At 54.9% G+C, this 25,090-nt stretch carries 21 protein-coding genes; 13 read left to right on the top strand and 8 right to left on the bottom strand.

Annotated features, from left to right (window positions below):
• Positions 1 to 63: 63 nt before the first annotated feature.
• Positions 64 to 1,098: an AI-2E family transporter gene (locus ACERJC_RS06260; RefSeq protein WP_373671276.1), complete on the top strand. Its 1,035-nt coding sequence runs from the start codon at positions 64 to 66 to the stop codon at positions 1,096 to 1,098.
• Positions 1,099 to 1,146: 48 nt separating this feature from the next.
• Here the strand turns inward: ACERJC_RS06260 and pntB are convergent, their stop codons facing one another.
• Together pntB and pntA are read right to left on the bottom strand one after the other, a co-directional pair.
• Complete coding sequence (gene pntB, locus ACERJC_RS06255; RefSeq protein WP_046480558.1) at positions 1,147 to 2,535, bottom strand: Re/Si-specific NAD(P)(+) transhydrogenase subunit beta; 1,389 nt, start codon at positions 2,533 to 2,535, stop codon at positions 1,147 to 1,149.
• A 10-nt stretch (positions 2,536 to 2,545) separates the two neighbouring features.
• Complete coding sequence (gene pntA, locus ACERJC_RS06250; protein WP_152404797.1) at positions 2,546 to 4,075, bottom strand: Re/Si-specific NAD(P)(+) transhydrogenase subunit alpha; 1,530 nt, start codon at positions 4,073 to 4,075, stop codon at positions 2,546 to 2,548.
• Positions 4,076 to 4,601: 526 nt separating this feature from the next.
• Here pntA and ydgH point away from each other — a divergent pair.
• From ydgH to folM, 3 genes are all read left to right on the top strand, one after another.
• Positions 4,602 to 5,546: a DUF1471 family protein YdgH gene (gene ydgH / locus ACERJC_RS06245; protein ID WP_152404798.1), complete on the top strand. Its 945-nt coding sequence runs from the start codon at positions 4,602 to 4,604 to the stop codon at positions 5,544 to 5,546.
• A 186-nt stretch (positions 5,547 to 5,732) separates the two neighbouring features.
• A complete protein-coding gene (locus ACERJC_RS06240) occupies positions 5,733 to 7,115 on the top strand; it encodes an amino acid permease (RefSeq protein ID WP_373671275.1) in 1,383 nt (460 codons plus the stop codon).
• Between the two features lie 58 nt (positions 7,116 to 7,173).
• Complete coding sequence (folM, locus tag ACERJC_RS06235; RefSeq protein ID WP_178826208.1) at positions 7,174 to 7,896, top strand: dihydromonapterin reductase; 723 nt, start codon at positions 7,174 to 7,176, stop codon at positions 7,894 to 7,896.
• Here folM and ACERJC_RS06230 read toward each other — a convergent pair.
• Positions 7,893 to 8,228, bottom strand: a complete 336-nt coding sequence (locus ACERJC_RS06230; RefSeq protein ID WP_042319174.1) for a GlpM family protein — start codon at positions 8,226 to 8,228, stop codon at positions 7,893 to 7,895. The genes folM and ACERJC_RS06230 overlap by 4 nt on opposite strands.
• A 127-nt stretch (positions 8,229 to 8,355) precedes the next feature.
• On the opposite strand from ACERJC_RS06230, the gene rstA reads away from it, so the two are divergent.
• Positions 8,356 to 9,090 carry a two-component system response regulator RstA gene (rstA, locus tag ACERJC_RS06225; protein ID WP_286633211.1) on the top strand — a complete coding sequence of 245 codons (735 nt, stop codon included), beginning with the start codon at positions 8,356 to 8,358 and terminating at the stop codon, positions 9,088 to 9,090.
• An 18-nt stretch (positions 9,091 to 9,108) separates the two neighbouring features.
• Here rstA and ACERJC_RS06220 read toward each other — a convergent pair whose 3' ends face one another.
• A complete protein-coding gene (locus ACERJC_RS06220) occupies positions 9,109 to 9,738 on the bottom strand; it encodes a hypothetical protein (RefSeq protein WP_373671274.1) in 630 nt (209 codons plus the stop codon).
• Between the two features lie 213 nt (positions 9,739 to 9,951).
• On the opposite strand from ACERJC_RS06220, the gene rstB reads away from it, so the two are divergent.
• Together rstB and tus are read left to right on the top strand one after the other, a co-directional pair.
• Positions 9,952 to 11,253, top strand: coding sequence for a two-component system sensor histidine kinase RstB (gene rstB / locus ACERJC_RS06215; protein ID WP_152404804.1), 1,302 nt, complete (start codon positions 9,952 to 9,954; stop codon positions 11,251 to 11,253).
• A gap of 73 nt (positions 11,254 to 11,326) precedes the next feature.
• Entirely contained in the window at positions 11,327 to 12,256 is a 930-nt protein-coding gene (gene tus / locus ACERJC_RS06210; RefSeq protein WP_373671273.1) for a DNA replication terminus site-binding protein, read from the top strand.
• Here the strand turns inward: tus and fumC are convergent.
• Complete coding sequence (gene fumC / locus ACERJC_RS06205; RefSeq protein ID WP_152404806.1) at positions 12,253 to 13,656, bottom strand: class II fumarate hydratase; 1,404 nt, start codon at positions 13,654 to 13,656, stop codon at positions 12,253 to 12,255. The genes tus and fumC overlap by 4 nt on opposite strands.
• Positions 13,657 to 13,797: 141 nt before the next feature.
• Positions 13,798 to 15,444, bottom strand: a complete 1,647-nt coding sequence (fumB, locus tag ACERJC_RS06200; RefSeq protein WP_152404807.1) for a class I fumarate hydratase — start codon at positions 15,442 to 15,444, stop codon at positions 13,798 to 13,800.
• A gap of 217 nt (positions 15,445 to 15,661) precedes the next feature.
• Between fumB and manA the strand changes: the two genes are divergently transcribed.
• Both manA and ACERJC_RS06190 read left to right on the top strand, forming a co-directional pair.
• Complete coding sequence (gene manA / locus ACERJC_RS06195) at positions 15,662 to 16,837, top strand: mannose-6-phosphate isomerase (RefSeq protein ID WP_373671272.1); 1,176 nt, start codon at positions 15,662 to 15,664, stop codon at positions 16,835 to 16,837.
• 101 nt (positions 16,838 to 16,938) lie between these two features.
• Entirely contained in the window at positions 16,939 to 18,417 is a 1,479-nt protein-coding gene (locus ACERJC_RS06190) for a YdgA family protein (protein WP_373671271.1), read from the top strand.
• Positions 18,418 to 18,446: 29 nt separating this feature from the next.
• Here the strand turns inward: ACERJC_RS06190 and ACERJC_RS06185 are convergent, their stop codons facing one another.
• Positions 18,447 to 19,475: a Mal regulon transcriptional regulator MalI gene (locus tag ACERJC_RS06185; protein WP_152404810.1), complete on the bottom strand. Its 1,029-nt coding sequence runs from the start codon at positions 19,473 to 19,475 to the stop codon at positions 18,447 to 18,449.
• Positions 19,476 to 19,651: 176 nt separating this feature from the next.
• Here ACERJC_RS06185 and malX point away from each other — a divergent pair, with 176 nt between their 5' ends.
• The 3 genes from malX to add all read left to right on the top strand — a co-directional run bounded on the left by malX (position 19,652) and on the right by add (position 23,532).
• Complete coding sequence (gene malX / locus ACERJC_RS06180) at positions 19,652 to 21,244, top strand: PTS maltose transporter subunit IICB (RefSeq protein WP_373671270.1); 1,593 nt, start codon at positions 19,652 to 19,654, stop codon at positions 21,242 to 21,244.
• A 10-nt stretch (positions 21,245 to 21,254) separates the two neighbouring features.
• A complete protein-coding gene (locus tag ACERJC_RS06175) occupies positions 21,255 to 22,427 on the top strand; it encodes a MalY/PatB family protein (RefSeq protein WP_373671269.1) in 1,173 nt (390 codons plus the stop codon).
• Between the two features lie 103 nt (positions 22,428 to 22,530).
• Entirely contained in the window at positions 22,531 to 23,532 is a 1,002-nt protein-coding gene (gene add, locus ACERJC_RS06170; RefSeq protein WP_373671268.1) for an adenosine deaminase, read from the top strand.
• Positions 23,533 to 23,571: 39 nt separating this feature from the next.
• Here the strand turns inward: add and ACERJC_RS06165 are convergent, their stop codons facing one another.
• Positions 23,572 to 24,612, bottom strand: a complete 1,041-nt coding sequence (locus ACERJC_RS06165) for an oxidoreductase (RefSeq protein WP_373671267.1) — start codon at positions 24,610 to 24,612, stop codon at positions 23,572 to 23,574.
• 241 nt (positions 24,613 to 24,853) lie between these two features.
• Between ACERJC_RS06165 and blr the strand changes: the two genes are divergently transcribed.
• Complete coding sequence (gene blr / locus ACERJC_RS06160; protein ID WP_178826111.1) at positions 24,854 to 24,979, top strand: division septum protein Blr; 126 nt, start codon at positions 24,854 to 24,856, stop codon at positions 24,977 to 24,979.
• Positions 24,980 to 25,090 lie beyond the last annotated feature (111 nt).

The following is a 25,090-nucleotide window of genomic DNA, read 5'->3' as shown; positions in this document are numbered from 1 at the left end:
CCAGGACACCTCGACAGGAATCACATTATTATACGCGGCAATCAGAAAAATACAGGACACCTCATGGCAAAACCCATCATCACGCTGAACGGTCTCAAGATAGTCATTATGCTGGGAATGCTGGTGATCATTCTTACCGGTATCCGCTTTGCGGCGGATATTATTGTTCCCTTTATTCTGGCCTTATTTATTGCCGTTGTCCTTAGCCCACTGGTACAGCGGATGGTGAAACTGCGCGTTCCACGCGTGCTGGCGATCTCCTTGCTGGTTATCATCATCGTTATGGCGATGGTCCTGCTGCTGACCTACCTTGGAACGTCCCTCAACGAACTGGCGCGCACCCTGCCCCAGTATCGTTCGTCACTGGTCATTCCCCTGAAAAATCTGGAGCCCTGGCTGGTTCGCTTAGGCATCGGCGTCTCCGTGGATGAGATGGTGAAGTACATCGATCCCAACGCGGCCATGACGCTTATCACCAATTTGCTGACGCAGTTAACCAATGCCATGTCGTCGATATTTTTACTGCTGCTGACGGTGGTCTTCATGCTGCTGGAAGTGCCGCAGCTTCCCACTAAATTCCAGCAGATTATGGTCCGCCCGGTTGAGGGGATGGCGGCCATTCAGCGCGCCATCGACAGCGTGTCACACTATCTGGTGCTGAAAACGGCCATCAGTCTCGTCACGGGTCTGGTGGTCTGGGGGATGCTGGCCGCGCTGGATGTCCGTTTCGCCTTCATCTGGGGGCTTCTGGCCTTCGCGCTGAACTACATTCCGAACATTGGCTCGGTGCTGGCTGCAATCCCCCCTATCATTCAGGTACTGGCGTTTGGCGGCCTGTACGACGCGCTGGTGGTACTTGCTGGCTATCTGATTATCAACCTGGTGTTCGGTAATATCCTTGAGCCACGCATCATGGGACGCGGTCTGGGGCTCTCTACGCTGGTGGTGTTTCTGTCGTTGATCTTTTGGGGATGGCTGCTGGGACCGGTCGGGATGCTGCTTTCGGTACCACTGACCATTATCGTCAAGATTGCGCTGGAACAATCCGTTGGCGGGCAAAGTATCGCCATTCTGTTAGGCGACGCGAACAACGCATAACCGACGTAAAAACGGCCTCCGCAGAGGCCGTTTTGAACGAACAACCGATTACAGCGCTTTCAGAATCGCATCCACGCTGGCTTTGGCATCGCCAAACAGCATATGGGTGTTCTCTTTAAAGAACAGCGGGTTCTGCACACCGGCATAACCGGTATTCATCGAACGTTTAAAGACGATAACGTTCTGCGCTTTCCACACTTCCAGTACCGGCATACCGGCAATAGGACTGTTCGGATCGTCCTGCGCCGCCGGGTTCACCGTGTCGTTCGCGCCAATAACCAGCACGGTGTCGGTATCGGCGAAATCATCGTTGATCTCGTCCATTTCCAGCACGATGTCGTAAGGCACTTTCGCTTCCGCCAGCAGTACGTTCATATGGCCCGGCAAACGCCCGGCAACCGGGTGGATGCCGAAACGCACTTTGATGCCGCGCGCGCGCAGTTTCTCGGTAATTTCCGCAACCGGATACTGTGCCTGCGCCACCGCCATGCCATAGCCCGGGGTGATGATCACCGTATGCGAGTTTTTCAGCATATCGGCAGTATCTTCCGCACTGATCTCACGGTGTTCACCCACTTCTTCATCACCGCTGGACGCCGTACCATCGGTACCAAAGCCCCCCGCAATGACGCTGATGAACGAGCGGTTCATCGCCTTACACATGATGTAAGACAGAATCGCACCGGAAGAACCGACCAGCGCACCGGTCACGATCAGCAGGTCATTGCTCAGCATGAAGCCTGCCGCCGCCGCTGCCCAACCGGAATAGGAGTTCAGCATGGAGACCACGACCGGCATATCCGCCCCGCCGATGGAGGCCACCAGGTGCCAGCCAAACGCCAGCGCGATAATGGTCATCACCAGCAGCGCCAGAACCTGCAGGCCAACGCTTTCGGTACGTACAAAAACCACCAGCAGCAGGAAAGAAACCACCAGCGCCGCGAGGTTCATTTTATGGCGGTTCGGCAGCATCAGCGGTTTAGACGAGATCTTACCGCGCAGTTTACCAAACGCCACCACCGAGCCGGTGAAGGTCACCGCACCGATGAAGATGCCAAGGAACACTTCGGTCAGGTGAATATTGACCAGAATCGGCTCGAGGCCCGCTTCGTGATACAGATAGCTGTTAAAGCCGACCAGTACCGCAGCCAGACCGACAAAGCTGTGCAGAATCGCCACCAGCTCCGGCATTTCGGTCATTTCGACTTTCTTCGCCAGACGAATACCAATCGCGCCGCCGATGATCATTGCCACCAGGATCCAGGCAACGTTGCCGGTATCCGGGCCAAAAATCGTGGCAATCAGCGCAATCGCCATCCCGGCGATACCAAAGTTGTTACCCTGCTGAGACGTTTCATGCTTTGAAAGTCCCGCCAGGCTGAAAATAAACAGGATCGCGGCAACAATGTATGCAGCTGTAACTAATCCTCCAGACATGTGTTACCCCTTAGTTTTTCCGGAACATTTTCAGCATGCGCTGAGTCACGGTGAAGCCACCGAAAATATTGATGCTGGCAATCAGTACCGCGATGAAGCTCAGGAAGCTAACCCAGCCACCCTGGCCAATCTGCAATAGCGCGCCAACCACGATGATCCCTGAAATGGCGTTGGTCACGGACATCAGCGGCGTATGCAGAGCATGAGAGACGTTCCAGACCACGTAATAACCCACCACGCAGGACAGGGCGAATACCGTAAAGTGCCCGAGGAACTCTTTCGGCGCGACGTCAGCCAGCCAGCCGAACAGAATGATCGCCAGCGCCATCAGCGCATATTTACGCCACGGCGATGTGGGTTTTGCCGGTTCTTTTGCTGCCGGCGCGGCTTTCGCAGCGGCCTGCGGTTGTGCAGACACCTGAATCGGCGGCGCAGGCCAGGTAATTTCACCGTCACGCACCACCGTTACGCCACGCACGACCACGTCGTCGAAATCAACGGTGATATTACCGTCTTTCTCTTTGCACAGCAGTTTGAGCAGATTAACAAGGTTAGTGCCGTACAGTTGGGAAGACTGCGTCGGCAGACGCCCTGGCAAGTCGGTATAGCCGATCACTTTGACGCCATTTGCCGTGGTCGTGACCTGATTGGCGACCGTGTATTCACAGTTGCCACCGTTTTGCGCGGCCAGATCGACAATCACGCTGCCCGCTTTCATGGAGTCAACCATTTCACGGGTTATTAGTTTCGGTGCTGGTTTGCCGGGGATCAGCGCAGTGGTGACAATAATGTCGACCTCTTTTGCCTGCGCGGCAAACAGCGCCATTTCCGCTTTGATAAACGCTTCAGACATCACTTTGGCGTAACCGTCGCCGCTGCCTGCTTCCTCTTTGAAATCCAGTTCGAGGAATTCAGCGCCCATACTCTGGACCTGTTCTTTCACTTCCGGACGGGTGTCAAAGGCACGTACAATCGCGCCCAGGCTGTTCGCCGCACCAATGGCAGCCAGACCGGCAACACCGGCGCCAATCACCATCACTTTGGCAGGAGGGACTTTGCCCGCTGCGGTAATTTGCCCGGTAAAGAAACGGCCGAACTCGTGCGCCGCTTCCACGATCGCCCGATAACCGGCAATGTTTGCCATGGAGCTCAATGCATCCAGCGACTGCGCACGTGAAATACGCGGTACGCTATCCATTGCCATCACCGTCACATTACGCTCGGCGAGCTTTTGCATTAACTCTGGATTCTGCGCAGGCCAGATGAAGCTGACCAGCGTGGTGCCCGGATTGAGTAACGGAATTTCCTCATCTTCCGGTGCGTTGACCTTCAGAATGATCTCTGATTGCCAGACAGCGCTGCTATCGACAATTTCCGCGCCCGCTTCTACAAAAGCTTTATCGTCAAAACTCGCCAGTCCACCCGCGCCGCTCTCTACCGCGACGGTGAAACCCAGCTTCAGCAGTTGCTCAACCGTTTTTGGCGTCGCTGCTACGCGGGTTTCATTGGTAAACCGTTCTTTTGGTATGCCAATTCGCATAATGTTCCCTTCCATCGGTATTTTTGATGATGGTTTGTCAGTGATCGTGGAATCGCGTAAGCAATTTCACGCAGGAGGTATAGGTTACCCCGGAAAAATAAAACAGTAACAAACTCTCTATAACGTACTGAAAATAGCGCCTGTGATCTAGCGCCAAAAAACAGTATTTGTCGGATTATCAGCAAAACAGGAACGATTCAGCCCTCTGTCCGGGATAATGACCTTCAATTCCTTGAGAAAGGCCAATAAATCGCTCAGACGAAGCGGCAAAACATGATTAAGCGCCACGGCAGATCAACTAATTAACATTAAATTAACTTATAAAATTCAGCACGTTCATCAGTTTTTACTGTGAAATGACCATTTTTTCGACATATCATAATTTGTTATCGACCTTGTGACGTCATCTGCCATGCTGATTGAAAAATGACGCAGACAGTCACCGGGTTTAAATGCAATAATCAGCCACGTTTCTAGTCAATAACAATACCAGTACCTGGTTTGCGCAAGGCGAAGGATTATTTTTATGAAGCTTAAGAACACTCTCCTGGCGTCCGCACTTCTTTCTGCGACGGCTTTTTCCGTAAACGCAGCAACAGAATTGACGCCGGAGCAAGCGGCAGCACTGAAACCTTACGACCGTGTCACGGTCACAGGCCGTTTTAATGCGATTGGCGACGCGGTGAAGGCCGTTAACCGCCGCGCAGATAAAGAAGGCGCTGCCTCATTTTATGTCGTTGATACATCTGATTTTGGCAACAGTGGTAACTGGCGTGTTGTTGCAGACTTCTACAAAGCCGACGCCGAAAAAGCGGAAGCCAGCAAAAACCGCGTGATCAATGGCGTGGTTGAATTACCGAAGTCTGAAGCCGTCATGCTGGAACCGTTTGATACCGTCACGGTACAGGGTTTCTACCGCAGCCAGCCGGAAGTGAATGACGCCATCACTAAAGCCGCACGTGAAAAAGGAGCCTACTCCTTCTACATCGTACGTCAGATTGATGCGAACCAGGGTGGCAACCAGCGTATCACCGCCTTTATCTATAAAGAAGATGCGAAGAAACGCGTGGTGCAGAGCCCTGACGCGATCCCGGCAGACTCCGATGCTGGTCGCGCAGCGCTCGCTGCTGGCGGCGAGGCGGCGAAGAACGTCGAAATCCCGGGCGTAGCCACTACCGCATCCCCGAGCTCTGACGTGGGCCGCTTCTTCGAAACGCAATCCACTAAAGGTGGACGTTACACTGTCACCCTTCCAGATGGCACGAAAGTCGAAGAGCTGAACAAAGCCACGGCGGCTATGATGGTGCCGTTCGACAGCATCAAGTTCACCGGCAACTACAGCAGCATGACCGAAGTCTCTTATCAGGTCGCCAAACGTGCGGCGAAGCAAGGGGCCAAGTATTACCACATTACTCGCCAGTGGCAGGAACGTGGTAACAACATGACCATCAGCGCCGATCTGTATAAATAACGATCTCCGGTAGCAAAATAAGGCGGCTTTATGCCGCCTTTCGTTTTATTAGTCACAAATTTTTCTCTGATCATTGCATGCAGTCTCTTCTCTCCGTAAAATCCCGCGCCTTAGTGGCTTTCACCATTTTTATGCGTTTTGCCACAATAATTATTCTTCATCGTTCGTTTTTACCACGGGATAACCATGGAAAAGAAACTGGGACTGAGCGCACTCACCGCGCTGGTTTTAAGCTCAATGCTTGGCGCAGGTGTTTTCAGTCTGCCGCAGAACATGGCCGCGGTTGCCAGTCCGTCGGCACTACTCATCGGCTGGGCGATCACCGGAGCCGGGATATTGCTGCTGGCGTTTGCCATGTTGATTCTGACCCGTATCCGTCCCGAACTGGATGGCGGCATCTTCACCTATGCTCGTGAAGGATTCGGGGAGCTGATCGGTTTCTGCTCTGCCTGGGGCTACTGGTTATGCGCGGTGATTGCCAACGTCTCCTACCTCGTCATTGTCTTCTCTGCCCTCAGCTTCTTTACAGACACGCCAGCGTTGCGTTTGTTTGGCGACGGGAACACCTGGCAGGCGATCGTTGGCGCTTCGGTTCTGCTGTGGGTGGTGCACTTTCTGGTACTGCGCGGCGTACAAACGGCGGCCAGCATTAATCTGGTGGCGACGCTGGCAAAATTGTTGCCGCTCGGACTGTTTATCGTGCTGGCCTTTATGGCGTTTAAACTGGAGGTCTTCAGCCTCGATTTTACCGGCCTCGCGCTGGGAGTCCCGGTCTGGGAACAGGTTAAGAACACGATGCTCATCACGTTATGGGTGTTCATCGGTGTGGAAGGCGCGGTGGTGGTCTCGGCGCGGGCGCGTAATAAGCACGATGTGGGTCGCGCCACGCTGTTAGCGGTACTCTCTGCACTTGCCGTTTATCTGCTGGTTACCCTGCTCTCACTTGGCGTGGTTGCCCGTCCTGAACTGGCGGAAATCCGTAACCCGTCAATGGCCGGTCTGATGGTCAAAATGATGGGACCGTGGGGTGAGATTATCATTGCGGCGGGCCTGATTGTCTCTGTCTGCGGAGCGTATCTGAGTTGGACGATTATGGCGGCGGAAGTGCCGTTTCTCGCCTCAACGCATAAAGCTTTTCCGCGGATTTTCGCCCGTCAGAATGCGCAAGGGGCACCATCGGCTTCGCTGTGGCTCACCAACCTCTGCGTCCAGGTCTGCCTGGTGCTTATCTGGCTTACCGGTTCAGATTACAACACGCTGCTGACCATCGCCTCAGAGATGATTCTGGTGCCTTATTTCCTCGTCGGTGCCTTTCTGCTGAAAATTGCCACCCGCCCGCTTCACCAGGCGGTAGGTGTCGGTGCGTGCATTTATGGCTTATGGTTATTGTATGCCTCCGGGCCAATGCACCTGCTGCTCTCGGTGGTGCTGTATGCGCCGGGTCTGCTGGTGTTCCTGTATGCACGCAAGACGCATACGCATGATAACGTTCTGAATCGTCAGGAGATGATTCTGATAGGTCTGTTACTGGTTGCCGCCGTACCGGCGACCTGGTTGCTGGTGGGGTAAGCGCATCCCATCGTTTGACGCTAATTGCCTGATTCGCAGGCGCATAAGGAGTTTTTCGATGGGAACCCAACATCCTCTGCCCATTTTAGTGACCGGTGGAGGTCGCCGCATCGGTCTCGCCATTGCCTGGCACTTTCTCAATCAGAAACAGCCGGTGATCGTCAGCTACCGCACGCATTATCCGGCCATTGATGGGCTGACCCAGGCAGGAGCCCTGTGCATTCAGGCCGATTTCTCTACCGATGAAGGCATTCTGGCCTTTGCCGATAACGTTAAAGCGTGTGCCAGCGGCCTGCGCGCCATCGTGCACAACGCCAGCGCATGGATGGCAGAGAAACCCGGAACGCCGCTCTCTGATGTACTGGCCTGTATGATGCAAATCCATGTTAATGCCCCCTATCTGCTTAATCATGCGCTGGAAGGCATGCTGCGCGGGCACGGGCACGCCGCCGGTGACATCATTCACTTTACCGATTACGTTGTGGAGAAAGGCAGCGACAAGCATATCGCCTATGCGGCCAGTAAGGCGGCGCTGGATAATATGACCCGATCATTCGCCCGTAAGCTCGCGCCAGAGGTGAAGGTTAACGCAATCGCCCCTTCGTTGATTCTGTTTAACGAAGGTGACGATGCCGAGTACCGTCAGCAGGCACTGAACAAATCGCTGATGAAAACGGCTCCGGGCGAAAAAGAGGTAATTGATTTAATCGATTATCTGCTGACCAGCTGCTTTGTGACCGGCCGCAGTTTCGCCGTGGACGGTGGTCGTCACCTGCGTTAGTGAAGTTTGACCCAGCAAAAGATCAGCAGCCAGGCGCTCAGGCACCAGCAGATCACCGCCCCGCCCAGCGCCACCGGCAGCTTCAGAAAACCGGTGAAGTACCACAGCGAAACGAGATAGACAAAATAGGGAATAATTGACCACATGCTGAACACGATGGTCGTTCGCAGCGCGTCAATACCCCGTTCGCTGGCCACGATGTAATGTGCAATCAGCGCGAATGTCGGGAACAGCGGGATTAACCCTGCGATGTAGTAATTCTTCGTTTTTGCCAACAACCCAATCAACACCACTACCAGCGCACCCAGCGCGGCTTTAATCACGAGTCCCATTACCTTGCCTTTACACATCAATAACATCGGCAACCAGCATAACGGAAGCGTCCCCGTTTAGGAAAGATTAATGGAAGGCAACGCCCCGGCGGTGTATGTTGACGTTTTCTGATCGGCAATCAAGACGATGAACACGATTGTATTTGTTGAAGACGATCCTGAGGTCGGTGCGCTCATTGCGGCCTATCTGGCAAAACATGACTTCGAGGTGGTCGTCGAACCGCGTGGCGATCTGGCGGAAGCGCGGATATTAGAGGTTCAACCGGACCTGGTGCTGCTGGATATTATGCTCCCCGGCAAAGACGGCATGACCCTTTGTCGTGACCTGCAGGGGCAATGGCAGGGTCCCGTCGTCCTGCTCACTTCGCTTGACAGCGACATGAACCACATCCTGGCGCTGGAAATGGGCGCCTGCGACTACATTCTGAAGACCACACCGCCAGCGGTGCTGCTGGCCCGCCTGCGGCTGCACCTGCGTCAGAGCGATCAATCTGGCCATAGCAAAGGGTTTCAGCCTGCCACCGTCACGCCGCATAAAACCCTGCGCTTTGGTTCCCTGTCCATCGACCCCATCAACCGTGTCGTATTGCTCAGCGGTGAGCAGGTCATACTGTCCACCGCCGATTTCGAACTGTTATGGGAACTCGCCACCCATGCCGGACAGATTATGGACCGCGATGCGCTGCTGAAAAATCTACGAGGCGTAAGCTACGACGGTATGGATCGCAGCGTGGACGTCGCCATCTCGCGGCTGCGTAAGAAACTGCTTGATAACGCGGCAGAACCCTATCGTATTAAAACCGTACGTAACAAGGGCTATCTGTTTGCCCCGCACGCCTGGGATGAAGTGCAAGGCCAGTAAGACGACGCCGTTCGCCGGTTACGGCATGACGATATGGGGAGGCAGTCTCAGGATCCGGAGATTGCCATAATGAATATCCAGCCCGGGGACCGTTTGAAACAGATGCTCATAGTAAACCGTCCAGTGCATGTGCGAACGGTTTTCTGTTGTACAGAACCGACGTAATTTTTCGTGGCAGGACAGTGGATAATGAATGCGTCCCAGTTGACGTGCAGGACTGGGATCGCGATTGGTCACCTGACAGGGGCAATAGGTAAGAAAGACGTCGGCACGCCGGGGAAGACGATGTCGATGGTTCGCGAAATCCCGCAATACTTCATCCCAGTGTTCAATCATTGCTTCTTCCGCATGTCGCCCCTCGGGATCCATAGCGGTTCTCGCTGCCATATTCCTCGCGAAACCAATCAGCTCTCGGTAGCGCAGTTGGCCTTGTGCGCTATCGTAAGGCGGAGGGTCTTCGTGTCCTCGGTGCAGCAAGTCATGATGCAGTTCCAGCCTCCTTTGCAGAACGGAGCTGGCAACCTGATCGCTGGTCTGGCGACTATGAAAAATATAATAACGCGCGCCTTCCAGACTCAATACCAGGCCCACGGCCCCTGCCCGCGTACGTAATGGTAAGGCTTCCGTCAGCGTATTACGCACCAGCATTTGTTCTCTCCCTTGAAAAGATCCATTCCTGTTATTACGACACCATATACTTTAGCCAGGAAAGAGGTTTCCCTCTTCATCACAAAATTTTCACGCAGGACAGGACAGTGTACACTGCCTGGCGGGATGCGCATGATGACGACCAGGACAACAGAGCAACGTGCCTGCAATCCGTTTGCATCAGACACAACATTGAACATTCGGTGATTTTTAATGAAGAAACTGTTCGTGCAGTTTTATCTCCTGCTGTTTGTCTGCTTTCTGGTGATGACCCTGCTGGTCGGACTGGTTTATAAATTCACCGCGGAACGAGCCGGCAGGCAGTCGCTCGATGATTTGATGAAAAGCTCGCTCTATCTGATGCGCAGCGAATTGCGCGAGATCCCCCCGCGCGACTGGGGTAAAACGCTCAAAGAGATGGATCTTAATCTCTCTTTTGACCTGCGCGTTGAGCCACTGACGAAATTCACGCTGGATGCCCCAAGTATGCAGCGTCTGCGTGAAGGTGACATCATTGCACTCGACGATCAGTACACCTTCATTCAGCGTATTCCGCGCAGTCACTATGTACTGGCCGTTGGCCCCATTCCCTATCTCTATTTTCTCCATCAGATGCGCCTGCTGGATATCGCGCTAATGGCGTTTATCGCCATTTCACTGGCCTTTCCGGTGTTTATCTGGATGCGTCCTCACTGGCAGGAAATGCTGCGACTGGAAGCTGCCGCTCAGCGGTTCGGCACCGGTCATCTCAGCGAACGACTGAATTTTGACAGCGGTTCCAGCTTTGAACGCCTGGGCATTGCCTTTAACCAGATGGCGGACAATATCAATGCGCTGATCGCCAGTAAAAAACAGCTGATCGACGGGATTGCCCATGAACTGCGTACCCCGTTGGTTCGACTTCGCTACCGGCTGGAGATGAGTGAAAACCTCAGTGAGCAGGAGTCGCTGGCGCTTAATCGCGATATCGGGCAACTCGAAGCCTTGATTGAGGAACTGTTAACCTACGCCCGGCTCGACAGACCGCAGAATGAACTGCATTTGAGCGAACCGGACCTCCCAAACTGGCTCACGGCACACATCGACGATGTACAGAGCGTGAATCCTGAGCGAACGCTTCAGGTTTCACACCTCGTCAACGGCGATTACGGTGCACTGGATATGCGACTCATGGAACGGGTGCTGGATAATCTGTTAAACAACGCGCTGCGCTATTGCCAGTCCACGGTGCAGATAAGCCTGCAACTTAGCGATCGTTTCGCCACGCTGGTCGTTGAAGATGACGGTCCAGGCATTGCCCCGGAAGCCAGAGAGAACGTTTTCGAGCCTTTTGTTCGCCTGGATCCGAGTCGGGATCGCGCCACCGGCGGTTGCGGTCTGGGTCTGGCTATCGTCTACTCCATCGCTCAGGCGATGGGTGGCACGGTCAGTTGTGGGGAAAGTGAACTGGGCGGTGCCCGCTTCAGCTTTTGTTGGCCGATCCGGCACACACTTTCCGAATTAACCGCTGGCTGACGCCACCCGCACCGTAGTCGCAGGCGAAATAACCTGCTATAAGTTGAGTATGTTGTAACTAATGAGGTGCGCAATGACCCGTTACGATCTCGTCGACAGACTGAATACCACGTTTCGCCTGATGGAGCAGGCGCTGGCCGAACTGACACAAACGCTCGGACAACATCAGCTGATGATTGCCCGCGTCTTTTCGCTACCGGAAGTGACCAAAGAGGCCGAGCACTCCCCGCTGGATACCATTGCGGTGAAGCAGCATCTGGGCAAAGAGGCCGAAACGCTGGCGCTGGCGCATTATCGTCACCTGTTTATTCAGCAGCAGTCCGAAACCCGCAGCAGTAAAGCGGCGGTGCGTCTGCCGGGTGTGCTGTGCTATCAGGTTGACGGTGCCGGCCAGGCCGCGCTGGAAAACCAGGTGCTGCGTATCAATCAGTTGAAAACCACTTTTGAGCATATTGTCACCGTCGAGTCCGGTTTGCCATCCGCCGCGCGCTTTGAATGGGTCCATCGCCATCTGCCGGGGTTGATTACGCTTAATGCCTACCGGACGCTGACGGTGATAAACGATCCGGCGACACTGCGCTTTGGCTGGGCGAACAAGCATATCATCAAGAATCTGACGCGCGATGAGGTCCTGGCGCAACTGGAAAAGAGTCTGAATACCCCGCGCAGCGTGCATCCCTGGACGCGCGAAGAGTGGCAGGCAAAGCTTGAGCGCGAGTATCAGGACATCGCCGCCCTGCCGCAGCAGGCAAAACTGAAAATTAAGCGTCCGGTGAAGGTTCAACCCATTGCCAGAGTCTGGTACAAAGGCGAACAAAAGCAGGTACAGCATGCCTGCCCGACGCCGCTTATCGCGTTAATCAATACGGAAAACGGTGCAGGCATGCCGGATATTGGCGAGCTACTGAACTACGACGCCGAAAACGTACAGCATCGATTTAAACCGCAGGCGCAACCGCTGCATCCGATCATTCCGCGACTGCACCTGTATGTGGCAGATTAACGACCCGGTTTCATGCTGCCGACCATCTGCTCTGGCCGCACCCAGCTGTCGAACTCCGCTTCGGTGAGATAGCCCAGCGCCAGAGCCGCCGCTTTCAGCGTCAGCCCCTCTTTATGCGCTTTCTTGGCGATTTCCGCCGCTTTGTCGTAGCCAATATGGGTATTCAGCGCGGTAACCAGCATCAGCGATTCATTAAGTAACTGATTAATCCGCTCGCGATTCGGCTCAATACCGACCGCACAATGCGCGTTGAAGCTCTCCATACCATCCGCCAGCAGACGCACCGATTGCAGGAAGTTGTGAATCACCATCGGACGGAAGACGTTCAGTTCGAAATTGCCTGACGCTCCGCCGATGTTGATCGCCACATCGTTCCCCATCACCTGACAGCACAGCATCGTCAGCGCCTCGCACTGGGTCGGGTTGACCTTGCCCGGCATTATCGAGCTACCCGGTTCATTTTCCGGGATCGCAATTTCGCCAATGCCGCAGCGCGGCCCCGATGCCAGCCAGCGCACGTCGTTGGCGATTTTCATTAGCGACGCCGCCAGCCCTTTCAGCGCGCCGTGGGCGTGAACCAACGCATCACAGGTTGCCAGCGCTTCGAACTTGTTCGGTGCCGTGACAAAGGGAGCGTGGGTAATTGCTGCCAGTTCGTCGGCGACGCGGCGGGCATACTCCGGATGCGTATTCAGCCCGGTGCCAACGGCTGTACCGCCCAGCGCCAGTTCCGCCACGTGTGGCAGGCTGTTTTCGATGTGCCGCAGATTATGTTCTAACATCGCCACCCAACCGGAAATCTCCTGCCCCAGCGTCAGCGGCGTGGCGTCCTGGAGATGAGTACGGCCAATTTTGACAATATCTGCGAAGGCGTGTGATTTTTCATTCAGCGTTTTTGTTAATACCTGCAACTGCGGAATAAGATGGCTGCGTAGCGCCAGCAGCGCAGCGACATGCATCGCCGTCGGAAAGACGTCGTTTGAACTCTGGCTCTTGTTGACATCATCATTAGGATGGACTTTGCGCTCCATGCCGCGAACGCCGCCAAGCAGTTCACTGGCCCGGTTTGCCAGCACCTCGTTCATGTTCATGTTGCTTTGCGTACCTGACCCGGTCTGCCAGATAGCCAGAGGAAACTCCTGGGCGTGTTTATCTGCCAGCACCTCATCGGCAGCCTGCATAATTGCGGCGGCTTTTTCGGCGTCCAGCAGCCCTAAATCTTCGTTAACCTTTGCCGCTGCGCGCTTGGTGAGCGCCAGCGCGTGGATCAGCGAGACGGGCATTTTCTCGGTGGAGATACGAAAATGCTCAAGCGAACGCTGGGTTTGCGCTCCCCACAGCTTATCTGCCGGGACATCAATCGCGCCCATCGAATCTTTCTCGCTGCGTACCGTTACCATGACCTGCTCCTTAGATAATGAATTGATTAGGTTATGTTCGACATTGCCCACTTGCTTGCGGTCTTATGAGTATCAACGATGACAGCACCACCGTTTGGTGGTTTGTGCGATAAAAAAAACCGCCCCGAAGGGCGGCTGACGTTACTTAACGCAGCGTGCGCACTGCGACGTCTGAATCTGCTGGAAGAAATCGTTTCCTTTATCGTCAACGAGAATAAAGGCCGGGAAATCTTCGACTTCGATTTTCCAGATAGCTTCCATTCCCAGTTCCGGATATTCCACGCACTCCAGGCTCTTGATGCTGCCCTGCGCCAGAACGGCTGCCGGACCGCCAATGCTGCCGAGGTAGAATCCGCCGTGTTTTTGACAGGCATCGGTCACCTGCTGACTGCGGTTACCTTTCGCCAGCATGATCATACTCCCACCCTGCGACTGAAGCTGATCGACATACGAGTCCATACGCCCGGCGGTAGTCGGACCGAGTGAACCGGAGGCGTAGCCTTCCGGCGTTTTCGCCGGACCCGCGTAGTAAATCGGGTGATCTTTCACATACTGCGGCAGCCCTTCGCCATTATCCATCCGCTCTTTCAATTTAGCGTGCGCGATATCACGACCGACGATAATCGTGCCGTTCAGGGAAAGACGAGTCGAAACCGGGTATTGCGATAGCTGTTCAAGGATCGCTTTCATGGGACGATTCAGGTCCACGCGTACCGCTTCCCCTTCGCCCGCTTTACGCAGTTCTTCAGGAATGTACTTACCCGGATTGTGCTCCAGTTTTTCGATCCAGATGCCTTTGCGGTTGATCTTCGCTTTGATGTTTCTGTCCGCCGAACAGGAGACGCCCATCCCGACCGGACAAGACGCGCCGTGACGCGGCAGACGGATCACGCGAACATCATGGGCAAAGTATTTGCCGCCAAACTGTGCGCCTAAGCCGAGGTTTTGCGCTTCCAGCAGCAGTTCTTTTTCCAGCTCAACGTCGCGGAACGCCTGACCGTGCTCATTTCCTTCCGTCGGCAGTTCGTCATAGTATTTTGCCGACGCCAGCTTCACGGTCTTCAGGTTCGCTTCCGCCGACGTCCCGCCTACCACAAAAGCGATATGGTATGGCGGACAGGCTGCGGTTCCGAGCGTGCGCATCTTCTCGACCAGGTAGTTTTTCAGCTTGCCCGGTGTTAATAGCGCTTTGGTTTCCTGCCAGAGATAGGTCTTGTTCGCTGAGCCGCCGCCCTTCGCGATGCAAAGAAATTTGTACTCATCGCCATCGACGCTATAGAGGTCAATCTGCGCGGGCAGGTTGGTGCCGGTATTCACCTCTTTATACATATCCAGCGCGGCATTTTGCGAGTAGCGCAGGTTATCTTCGATGTACGTGTTGTACACCCCACGCGCCAGCGCCGCCTCATCACCACCGCCGGTCCAGACGCGCTGGCCTTTTTTTCCGACGATTATCGCCGTGCCGGTGTCCTGACAGGTTGGCAGAATACCTTTTGCCGCGATGTCGGAGTTACGCAGGAACTGCAGCGCCACATACTTGTCGTTTTCACTGGCCTGCGGGTCACGCAGAATATCGGCAACCTGCTGTTGGTGCGCAGGACGCAGCATAAATGAAGCGTCATGGAAGGCCTGGCGCGCGAGCAGCGTCAGCGCTTGCGGGTCGACTTTGAGGATCTCTTGTCCTTCAAATTCGGCGACGGAAACATATTCACTGGTCAGCAGGGTGTATTCGGTATCATCCTTTTTAAGGGGAAAAGGATCCTGATAATGAAAGGGTTTGTTTGACATTGTTCTCTCACTTACTGCTCGGTCTGATTTTCTTAGGCTTCAGGGCAGATGTTCCATTGCCCTCGTTAAAAGCGAGTTACACTATCCTACACATTTTTTTAACAAAAACTGAGACAAGTACGACTTTTTGCGCCCACAGGTTACTTCCCACAGGTTTCTTGCTTTAATAGTCGAATTAAGTTTTCACTGATTTCCAACTTGCAACAGGGCATTGAACATGCAAAAACTCATCAACTCCGTTCAGAACTACGCCTGGGGAAGTAAAACAGCGCTGACGGAACTCTATGGTCTGGCGAATCCGCAGCAGTTACCCATGGCGGAACTGTGGATGGGCGCACACCCGAAGAGCAGTTCGAAGATTGAAGATGCCAGCGGACGCATTGTGTCGCTGCGTGACGCGATCGACAGTCGGCAATCCGCCTTGCTCGGCGATGCCGTGGCAAAGCGCTTCGGGGAGCTGCCGTTCCTGTTTAAAGTGCTGTGTGCTGCGCAGCCGCTGTCCATTCAGGTACACCCAAACAAGCGTAATTCTGAAATCGGCTTTGCTAAAGAAAATGCCGCCGGTATCCCGATGGATGCCGCAGAGCGCAACTACAAGGATCCGAACCATAAGCCGGAACTGGTTTTCGCCCTGACCCCGTTCCTTGCCATGAACGCATTCCGCGAGTTCTCTGAAATCGTTTCACTGCTGCAACCGGTGGCTGGCGCGCACACCGCCATCGCCCATTTTCTGGAACACCCCAACGCTGAGCGTCTGAGCGAGCTGTTTGCCGGTCTGCTGAGTATGCAGGGCGAAGAGAAATCCCGGGCGCTGGCGATTCTGAAAGCGGCGCTGGAAACCCAACAGGGCGAACCGTGGCAAACTATCCGCCTTATCGCAGAATTTTACCCGGACGACAGCGGTCTCTTCTCGCCTCTGTTGCTGAACGTGGTGAAACTGAATCCTGGCGAAGCGATGTTCCTGTTCGCCGAAACGCCGCATGCCTATCTGCAGGGCGTGGCGCTGGAGGTTATGGCGAACTCCGATAACGTGCTGCGTGCGGGTCTGACACCGAAGTACATCGACATCCCGGAACTGGTCGCCAATGTTAAGTTCGACGCAAAGCCGGCAAACCAGTTACTGACCACGCCGGTGAAAAACGGCGCGGAACTCGATTTCCCTATCCCGGTGGATGATTTCGCGTTCTCCCTGCATGCTCTGTCAGCCGAAGAGACGACGATTGACCAGCAAAGCGCGGCGATCCTGTTTTGCGTTGAAGGCGAAGCGGTGTTGAGCAAAGGCGAACAGAGTCTGGTACTTAAACCGGGGGAATCGGCGTTTATCAGCGCCGAAGAGTCGCCGGTGAGCATGAGTGGCGTGGGCCGTGTGGCGCGGGTTTACAACAAACTCTAGCAACTTACTGAATTCTGTAGTAACTCTTGCTAAGCTTGTAAAGGGCTTATGACTTTGCCGGGCGGTCCCTACCGCCTGGCTTCATTTTATGGACAAACAATATGAAAAAATCGCTGGTAGCTGCAGGTGTGATCGTCGCACTCGGCGTCGTCTGGACAGGCGGTGCGTGGTACACAGGTAAGAAGCTGGAAACCCATCTTGCTGAGATGGTCAGCCAGGCCAATGCGCAGATTAAACTCACCGCACCGGAAGCAAACGTGGAACTCGCTTATCAGAACTATCAGCGTGGCGTATTCAGTAGCCAGTTACAGTTAGTGCTTAAGCCGGTGGCGGGAAAAGAGAATCCGTGGCTGAAAGCGGGCCAGAGCGTGGTGCTTGATGAATCCGTCGATCACGGTCCCTTCCCGTTTGCCCAACTGAAAACCTTTAATCTCCTGCCGTCGATGGCTTCGGTGAAAACCACCCTGGTGAACAACGACGTCAGCAAACCGCTCTTTGAGATGGCGAAAGGTGAAACGCCTTTTGAGGTCAATTCTCGTATTAGCTATAGCGGCGATACCCGTTCCGCACTGTCGCTGAAACCGCTGAACTATGAGAAAGGGGCTGAGAAAGTCGCGTTCAGCGGCGGCGACTTTATCTTCAATGCTGATAAAGAAGGAAAAGTGGTATCCCTTTCCGGTGAGGCGAAGAGCGGTCTGGTCGATGCAGTAAATGAGTACGATCAGAAGGTCCAGGTCTCCTTTAATGACCTGAAAACAGAAGGTTCCAGCACGCTTGCCAGCTTCGGTGAGCGCGTCGGCAACCAGAAAGTCACGATTGGGAAAGTAGCACTCGCCGTTGAAGGCAAAGAGATGGCGCTGCTGGAAGGCATGGAGATCAGCGGTAAAACCGATCTCGTGGATGACGGTAAAACCATCAACAGCCAGCTGGATTACGCCCTGAACAGCCTGAAGGTTCAGAATCAGGATCTGGGCAGCGGCAAGCTGACGCTGAAAGTGGGCCAGATTGACGGCGCGGCCTGGCATCAGTTCAGCCAGCAGTATAACGCCCAGACCCAGGCGCTGTTATCTCAACCGGACATAGCGGATAACCCGGAACTGTATCAGCAGAAAGTGACCGAAGCCTTCTTCGGTGCCCTGCCGCTGTTGATGAAAGGCGAACCGACGATCACCATTGCACCGCTGAGCTGGAAAAATGCCAAAGGCGAAACCGCGCTGAATGTATCTCTGTTCCTGAAGGATCCGTCCGCCGCACAGGGCGAGCCGCAGACGCTGGCTGACGAAGTCGATCGCTCAGTGAAATCGTTCGACGGTAAGCTATCGATTCCGGTGGACATGGCCGTTGAGTTCATGACTCAGGTTGCCCGACTCGAAGGTTATCAACAGGATGAAGCGGCTAAGCTTGCCAACCAGCAGGTGAAGGGGCTGGCCGCAATGGGACAGATGTTCCGCATTACCACCCTTGAGGACAACACCATTGGCACCAGCCTGCAGTACGCTAACGGTCAGGTGACCTTAAACGGTAAGAAGATGCCGCTGGAAGAGTTTGTCGCGATGTTTGGTATGGTATTGCCGCAGTAATAATCGTTAAAGCCCCTCTACGGAGGGGTTTATTTTTGCACCACCAGCCGCGCAGACAGCGTCTGATTACGGGAGTGACTCTCTTCGTGTGCAAGACGTTGCAGCATGCGCTCCGCCAGGCTGTACCCCATTTCCCGGGCCGGTATCGTCGCCCAGACAATCGGCAAATCGTCCAGTGCGTTTTCCGCCACGTCAGCAAAGGCGCCTAACGAGACCTGTTGTTCAAAGTAGCGATCGACACCCACTTCACCGCTCTGCCGCCCCGCCCGCATCAGACCAAACCACGCCCCCATCGCAATGGTTTCGTTGTAGCACACCACGGCGCTGATGGTTGGATTGCGCCGCAGTAACGCGCCGATTGCCTCGGCGGCCTGCTTCTGGCTGGACGCGCACTCCATCACCCAGTCGCTGTGAAACGGTAAACCGTATTTCAGCAGCGTCGCACAGTAGCCGCCGACGCGTTCCGCACGCGTTAATGAAGAACTCTGCCCACCCAGCCAAGCGATGCGCTGATGACCGTGGCGAATCAGATGCTCGGTCAACAGTTGCGCGGCCTGCATGTTGTCGGGACGCACGGTATCCATATCATCCAGATAGCTGGCCCGCGAGGCAAAAACCACCGGAATGCCCTTCTCTTCCGCCATCATGCGCAGGTCGTCGCTACTGCCAGCCGCCCCGGCGATCACCACCCCGTCAACGCCCTGATTCAGTAACATGGCAAAGCGCTGGGCCAGTTGTTCACCATCCTGACCGCCATGCAGTAAAAACACCATCCGCCCCTGTGCTTCCAGCGCTTCCGTTAGTCCCGCCGTCAGTTCCGCATAAAACTGCGCCGACAAATCGCGGACAATCAGTCCGATCACGCCGCTCTGCCCACCCCGTAGCGCCGAGGCCTGACGGTTACGCACAAAACCCAGTTGTTCTATTGCCGCATTCACCCGTTCGCCGGTGGCGGTTGAAATGCGACCCTTGCCGCTGAGCACCAGTGAAACCGTACTGACGGAGACACCTGCCGCAAGGGCGACATCGTGAATAGTGATTTTTTTGGCTATAGCCATAAAAACGCCGGACTCCCTGATAATGTGACAGATAAAACGTTTTATCTATAACTTATATTTATACGCGTAATCATCCGCTGATAATGTGACTTTCACCGCACTAAAAAATGGTAAAACGTTTTATCTTCTTGCTCAAATTTGCTCATTACCAATGGATTTGCACAAGGAGTCGTTAGATGACGGCGAAGACAACACCAAAAATTACGTTGTGGGAGTTTTTCCAGCAGTTGGGGAAAACGTTTATGTTGCCCGTGGCACTGCTTTCGTTTTGCGGGATTATGCTCGGGATTGGCAGTTCGTTAAGCAGCCACGATGTGATCACCCTGCTTCCGGCACTGGGTAATCCGGTGCTACAGGCCATCTTTACCTGGATGAGCAAAGTGGGCTCCTTCGCCTTTAGTTTCCTGCCGGTGATGTTCTGTATTGCTATCCCGCTCGGACTGGCGCGCGAAAACAAAGGCGTTGCGGCGTTCGCCGGTTTTGTCGGTTACGCGGTTATGAACCTCGCCGTCAACTTCTGGCTGACCGCGAAAGGCATTCTGCCAACCACCGATGCAGCAGTGCTGAAAGCCAACAACATCCAGAATATCCTCGGCATCCAGTCCATCGACACCGGGATCCTCGGCGCAGTAATCGCCGGTATCATCGTCTGGATGCTGCACGAACGTTTCCATAACATCCGCCTGCCGGATGCGCTGGCGTTCTTCGGCGGCACCCGCTTTGTCCCGATCGTCTCCTCGGTGGTGATGGGTCTGGTCGGTCTGGTGATCCCGCTGGTGTGGCCGGTTTTCGCGATGGGAATCAGCGGCCTGGGCCATATGATTAACAGCGCGGGTGACTTTGGTCCAATGCTGTTTGGTACGGGCGAACGCCTGCTGTTGCCGTTTGGTTTGCATCACATTCTGGTGGCGCTGATTCGCTTTACCGACGCCGGAGGCACCCAGGAAGTGTGTGGTCATTCGGTGAGCGGCGCACTGACTATTTTCCAGGCACAGTTGAGTTGCCCGACCACGCAGGGCTTCTCGGAAAGCGCCACCCGCTTCCTGTCACAGGGTAAAATGCCGGCGTTCCTCGGCGGCTTGCCGGGTGCAGCGTTAGCGATGTACCATTGCGCACGTCCGGAGAACCGTCACAAGATCAAAGGACTGCTGATCTCAGGGTTGATTGCCTGCGTCGTTGGCGGCACGACTGAACCGCTGGAGTTCCTGTTCCTGTTTGTCGCGCCGGTGCTCTATGTCATTCACGCGTTACTGACCGGTCTGGGCTTTACCATGATGTCGGTACTGGGTGTGACTATCGGTAATACCGACGGCAATATTATCGACTTTGTGGTGTTTGGGATCCTGCACGGGCTGTCGACCAAGTGGTATCTGGTACCGGTCGTGGCGGCAGTCTGGTTCGTGGTGTACTACGCCATCTTCCGCTTCGCCATCACCCGCTTTAACCTCAAAACACCGGGTCGTGACAGTGAAATCGCCAGCACGCTCGAAAAAGCCGTTGCCGGAACGCCGGGAAAATCGGGTTATAACGTTCCTGCTATTCTGGTCGCGCTGGGCGGTGCTGATAACATCGTCAGTCTGGATAACTGCATTACCCGCCTGCGTCTTTCTGTTAAAGATATGTCGCAGGTGAACGTGCAGGCGCTGAAGGACAACCGAGCCATTGGCGTTGTGCAGTTGAATCAGCATAACCTACAGGTGGTGATTGGCCCGCAGGTCCAGTCGGTTAAAGACGAAATGGCAGGCCTGATGAATACGGTTCAGGCATAAGGACACGCGCATGTTTGATTTTTCACAGGTTGTCGACCGTCACGGTACGTGGTGCACGCAATGGGATTACGTGGCCGATCGTTTCGGTACCGCCGACCTGCTGCCGTTTACCATCTCTGATATGGATTTCGCGACGGCTCCCTGCATCCTGGAGGCGCTAAATCAGCGCCTCGCACATGGTGTGCTGGGCTACAGTCGCTGGAAGAATGATGCGTTTCTCAGCGCGATCGCCCACTGGTTTGCCCGGCGTCACAACACGCCCATTGATACCGGGTCGCTGGTGTATGGCCCTTCTGTAATCTATATGGTGTCGCAGCTCATCCGCCAGTGGTCTTCTGTCGGCGACGGTGTGGTGCTTCACACCCCGGCCTATGACGCCTTTTATAAGGCCATCGAAGGCAATGAGCGCCACGTTGTGCCGGTGGCGCTGGAGCAGCGAAATGGCGGCTGGCATTGTGACATGGACAAACTGGATGCGGCGCTGGCTCGCCCGGAAAGTAAAATTCTGCTGCTGTGCAGTCCGCATAACCCAACCGGTAAAGTCTGGACGCACGAAGAACTGGAGACGATGGCGGAACGCTGCCAACGTCACGGCGTGCGGGTGATATCTGATGAGATTCATATGGATATGGTCTGGGGCGAACAGCCGCATATTCCCTGGAGCAACGTAGCACGCGACCACTGGGCGCTGTTCACGTCCGCCTCCAAGAGCTTCAACATTCCGGCGCTGACCGGCGCCTGGGGAGTGATTGAAGACGCTGACAGTCGCGATGCGTATCTGAGTGCGCTAAAAGGCCGCGATGGCCTGTCGTCTCCCGCCGTGCTGGCGCTGACTGCGCACATTGCAGCCTACGAACAGGGCGCGCCGTGGCTGGATGCGCTGCGGGAGTATCTCAGGGACAATCTGCGCTACGTTGCGGATACGCTGAACCACGCGTTTCCTGAACTCAACTGGCAGATGCCTCAGTCGACCTATCTCGCATGGATTGACCTGCGGGCGTTGAACGTTGACGATAGCGTATTGCAGAATGCGCTGATTCAGCAGGAAAAAGTCGCCATCATGCCCGGCTACACCTACGGTGATGAAGGACGCGGTTTTGTGCGCCTGAATGCCGGTTGTCCCCGTTCAAAACTGGAAAAAGGGGTGAACGGGTTAATTAACGCAATCCGCTCAGTACGCTGACAGCCTGTTGCGCAATGGAATTAATCATTGCGCAACATAGCTTTTCCCCTGCTTTTGTTTTTATAATAGAGCGCACTTTTATATTCGAATAATGAGTGCGACCATGATTGATACTTCCCTGCCGTTAACTGACATTCATCGCCACCTTGATGGAAACATCCGGGCACAAACCATTCTGGATCTTGGCCGCCAGTTCAATTTGCCCCTCCCCGCACAAACCCTTGAAGCGTTGATCCCTCATGTGCAGGTGACAGCTACAGAGCCCGATCTCGTCAGCTTTCTGTCGAAACTGGACTGGGGCGTAAAGGTCTTAGCCTCCCTTGACGCCTGTCGCCGCGTGGCTTTTGAAAACATCGAAGACGCCGCGCGTAATGGCCTGCACTATGTTGAGCTGCGTTTTTCCCCAGGCTACATGGCAATGACGCATCAGCTGCCGGTCGCTGGCGTGGTTGAAGCCGTGATTGCCGGCGTGCGTGAAGGCTGCCAAACCTTTGGCGTACAGGCGCAACTGATCGGCATCATGAGCCGGACCTTCGGCGAAGCCGCCTGCCTGCAAGAACTGGAAGCATTGCTGGCGCACCGCGATCGGATAGCCGCCCTCGACCTTGCCGGTGATGAACTGGGCTTCCCCGGCAGTCTGTTCCTGTCCCATTTCAACCGCGCCCGTGATGCCGGTTTGCATATTACGGTGCACGCCGGTGAGGCCGCCGGTCCGGAAAGCATCTGGCAGGCCATTCGCGAACTGGGTGCGGAACGTATCGGTCACGGCGTAAAAGCGGTAGAGGATCCCGCGCTGATGGATTTCCTCGCTGAACAGCGTATTGGTATCGAATCCTGTCTGACGTCAAATATTCAGACCAGCACCGTGGCGTCGTTATCCGTCCATCCGCTGAAGACGTTCCTGGAGCACGGCATCCTCGCCAGCCTGAACACTGACGACCCGGCGGTCCAGGGGGTGGATATTGTTCACGAATATACGGTCGCGGCACCGGCAGCGGGACTGAGCCGTGAGCAGATTCGTCAGGCGCAGATCAACGGACTGGAAAGCGCCTTCCTGAGCGCAGCGGAAAAACAGGCGCTGCGTGAAAAAGTCGCAACGGCATAAAGATAAAAGCCCGATGAATTTCATCGGGCTTTTCAGACATCAGGCAAGACATAACGTCGAACGATGCTTCGCCGACTCAATGCCCAGCTCAATCAATTCCATGATCTGGATGGCCTGGCTCGCCGGTACCGGGTTTTCGCCGTTACCATTCAGCGCGTCGCGGATCCCGGCATAATACGCCGGATAATTCCCCGGCACGGTCAGCCAGGTCTCTTCCACCCGCGTTTCGCCCTCAACGCGTGTGACGATGCCATCACGCATATCATAGCCCCAGTCTTCCTGTGGCAGACGTTCCCCGCTTTTTAGGCGCTCTTCCTGCGGATCCAGACCATACTTCACATAGCTGCCGCGCGAACCATGCACGATATAACGTGCCGATTCCGCCGCGGCCAGCATCGTACCGTGCAAAATAACCCGACGCTGTGGATAGGAAAGCGTGGCATGGAAGTAGTCCGTTGACTGCGCCCCCGGACGCAACTGCGCTAAATCTACCGTCATGCTGACAGGCAGGCCGAACAAATTGATCGCCTGGTCAAGGAGATGCGGAGCCAGATCGTACCAGATACCGCTCCCCGGCCCCCCTTGCTCACGCCAGCGGTCGCGCACCTGCGGACGAAAGCGATCGAAATGCGATTCGAAATAGGCGACCTCACCCAGAACACCTTCTGCCAGCATCGCTTTCAGGGTCAAAAAGTCACTGTCCCAGCGGCGATTGTGGAAAACAGAAAGCACCCGTCCCAGGCTGCGCGCCAGCGCATCCAGCTCACGAGCTTGTGACAGTGTCACGGTGAAGGGCTTATCCACCACCACATGTTTGCCGGCTTCCAGCGCCGCTTTGGCCAACGGGAAGTGGGTATCGTTGGGGGTAGGAATGACAATCAGATCGATATTGGGGTCATTAAACAGATGCTTCGGCTCAGAGACAACGGCCACGGAAGGCCAGTCCGCCTTCACTTTCGCTGTATCGCTACTGGATACTGCCCCCAGCTCCAGTCCCGGTGTGCCGTCAATCAGGGGAGCATGGAACGTTTTACTGGCGTATCCGTAGCCGATCAGTCCTACCCGGATGTTGTCACTCATATCTATGCCTCTCGTTTCAGTCTGCGACTATTTCACACTATCCATAAACCACTAACAATAGTTTACTCACCCTGCCGCAAGAAAGGTCGTTATTTAACTTAAGTCAAATAAATGTCACTTTCGCGCATTTTGTCGATATAAAGTCACTGAAATCGTTCCCAAAACACTTGCCGGGATAATTATTGCTAAGTAACATCTGCTGCCTGTATTTAAGGATAAAACAACGCAAATGTCGTCAGTCATCGATCGTCTTATTGAATTAACTGGTTGGGTGGTTCTCGCAGTCTCTGTGGTGCTCCTCGGCGTCGCTAATCATATTGATAATTATCAGCCTCCCGAACCGACCGCCGCTATTCAGCAGAAATAGTGTGCCAGGCGACGTATGTCGCCTGGAAGGTCTGTTTTCCCCTGTTGATCGCAGAAAAAGCCGTAAAAATTATCTGAAAAAGCGGATTGTGCGGCTTCCTGCCTCTGCGCG

Origin of the sequence: Citrobacter telavivensis (genome assembly GCF_041807075.1) — a bacterium.
GTDB lineage: Bacteria > Pseudomonadota > Gammaproteobacteria > Enterobacterales > Enterobacteriaceae > Citrobacter_A > Citrobacter_A telavivensis.
Note: the sequence above shows the minus strand (reverse complement) of the source record. Positions and strands in the feature narration are given on the sequence as shown.